Origin of the sequence: Pseudorhodoplanes sp. (assembly GCF_035565855.1) — a bacterium.
Lineage (GTDB): Bacteria > Pseudomonadota > Alphaproteobacteria > Rhizobiales > Xanthobacteraceae > Pseudorhodoplanes.
On sequence record NZ_DATMRX010000252.1, the window covers coordinates 1 to 2311 of the forward strand.

Annotated in this window: 2 protein-coding genes; both read right to left on the minus strand. The window is 63.1% G+C overall.

What is annotated here, in order from left to right:
• Window positions 1-174: 174 nt before the first annotated feature.
• Window positions 175-1098 carry a thioesterase domain-containing protein gene (locus VN004_RS14355; protein WP_325611269.1) on the minus strand — a complete coding sequence of 308 codons (924 nt, stop codon included), beginning with the start codon at window positions 1096-1098 and terminating at the stop codon, window positions 175-177.
• Between the two features lie 88 nt (window positions 1099-1186).
• On the minus strand, window positions 1187-2311 hold a 1125-nt coding region (locus tag VN004_RS14360), incomplete at its 5' end, for a PHB depolymerase family esterase (RefSeq protein WP_325611272.1).

The window sequence follows — 2311 nt, forward strand, 5'->3', positions numbered from 1 at the left end:
TGGAACGAGGACAGGCTCATTCCGGCCACGGCCGCGAGCCTCTCGACCGGAACCGGCTTGGCAAATTCTCCACGCAGCACTGCCACGGCTCGCGCAATCCGCTGCACATGCCCTTCCGGCCAGCCAAGGCGACGGATTGCGTGCCCGTGTTTTCCCGCTGATATTCCCCGCTCGTCACCGAGCAGTCGCGTATATGCTGCGCGGCACAAGAAGGCTCGTCCCTGGTGGCGGCGGATCTTCGAGCCTGACATTGTTGACGCTTGCGATCGCCCATGCGGTCGCGTCCATGCGCGACGCAAAAGCCTCAAGCGTTTCGTCCGCACCGAGCGTGCCGCGCATGGCGCTGTCCCACAGCACGATCGGAACATTGGGCGGCACGACATAACGCATCGTCAGCGGCGTGACATACGCGACAGGTGCCTCCCTGCGGGAGCGCACAGGCGACGCCTGCACGCGCGCCCGCAGGATCGCGCCGATCTTGTCCGCGACCAGCACGTGGATCACCGGCGACTTGTCCAGCGTGATGTGAATGATCTCGCGCCGCTCGCGCAGATCGACATTGACGATGCGGCCGCGGAAGCCGCTGGCCGCGCGCGCCTCGCCGCCGCCAATCAGATTGGTCTTCTGATAGAGGTTGATGAAGAGTTCGACATTGTCCGGGATACGGCCTGCAATCGGCGTCGGATCAAATCCGAACATGATCGCGACCGGAATATTCGCGGCCCTGAGCCGCTCCGCGATCGCGATCGCCACGTCAGCACCCGACGAGTGCCCGATCAGAACGATGGGCGCCGGCGCCTGGCGGTGCTTCGCGATGATCTCGCCCGCGAGATTTCCCGGCGCGTACATGCTATGCACGCTCGCATACACGCCGCGCTCCCTGATGCGCTCCGCTAGATCGTAAAAGCCGAGCGAAAAGACCTCACCGACAAGACCGCGCAAAAGGTAAACGTGGCCCGGCACGCTGCCGGCGGACGCGCGGGGCACAGGCTGAGTGACGGAATCGACAACGGCGCTGCTGCACGCGGCGAGCGCGATAAGCACGAGCCCGAAGATCGCGCGACAGATCGAGGCGATGACAACCGGACGCCGGCACATCCGCGATCACACCAGGTGGCAGGACTGGCAGCCGCCCCGTTCTATCCGAGTTTCGCCGGGCCCAACAGGGCGGCGGGCACGCGCGATCTCACTTCATCAATCCAGCCGCTTTCAAGGCATTATTGATGACCGCACCCACATCAAATCGAGTGTGCGGATGTTGCCTGCGCTCAGGCCAGCCATCCGACTCCGGCCCAAGCACCTCCCCTTCCAGGACGTGCGTTTCAGGACGCGTCGCCTCCAACCGCTCGTCCTGCAAACGCCCTGCAGGGACCGTACTTTCGTACTGGTCGTATTGCGCCGAGGCGTGGCTGGGCGCCGACGCGGTGGCAAGGCCGAAGAACTTGGCGATGTGGTACGACGACGAAATTCCAACCTCCAGCAAGAACGGCCCGGCAGCGCCGCACTCATGATCGGCATCGCCGGTCGCAAGCGGAGTTCCGTGCGCCATGTTGGTGATGGTATAAGACTCTATGATCTCTTCTCCAGCCGCATTCAGCCAGACCCGGCGGGGATAGCCGTCAACAATCGCTTTTGAAGACGGCGCGAGCGGCAGACCGTGGACATCGGTCCATTGCTTGATGATTTCCGCGGCATTGGACGGGATGACCGTCGCGTCGACCCCACCATGCCAGACCGATATGCGTGGCCAGGGCCCGCGATGCGGCGACGCGCCTCTGACGACATCGCCCCATGCGCGTGCGGGCCGCGGTGGCGATTGAAACATGGTCTGGAACGCTTGCTGGACGTTGTTCGCGGCACCATAGGGCAAGCCCGCAACAATCGCGCCGCCCGCGAAGACGTCGGGATAGGTCGCAAGCATAACCGAAGCCATTGCGCCGCCGGCTGAAAGGCCGGTCACAAACACCCGCTTTGGGTCGATGTCGTGATCGGACATCATCTTGTCGATCATTTGCCGAATGGACTGTGCTTCGCCGCTCCCGCGGGTGCTGTCGTCCGGCTGAAACCAATTGAAACAGCGGTTCGGATTGTTGGAGACTTGCTGCTCCGGAAGCAGCAGGCAAAATCCAAAACGGTCCGCCAGGGTCGACCAGCCTGCACCGAGATCGTAAGCGGCTGCACTCTGTGTGCATCCGTGCAACACGACAACGAGCGCACGTTGTTCTGATGTCTGTCGCGGAACATGCGCAAACATGCGCAACGCGCCCGGGTTGGAACCGAAGGATCGAATTTCCGTCAGGTGAGTTTGCAA

Excerpts from the sequence above, each read along its gene's own strand:
- VN004_RS14355 (WP_325611269.1), bottom strand. The coding sequence starts at position 1,098 with ATGTGCCGGCGTCCGGTTGTCATCGCCTCGATCTGTCGCGCGATCTTC.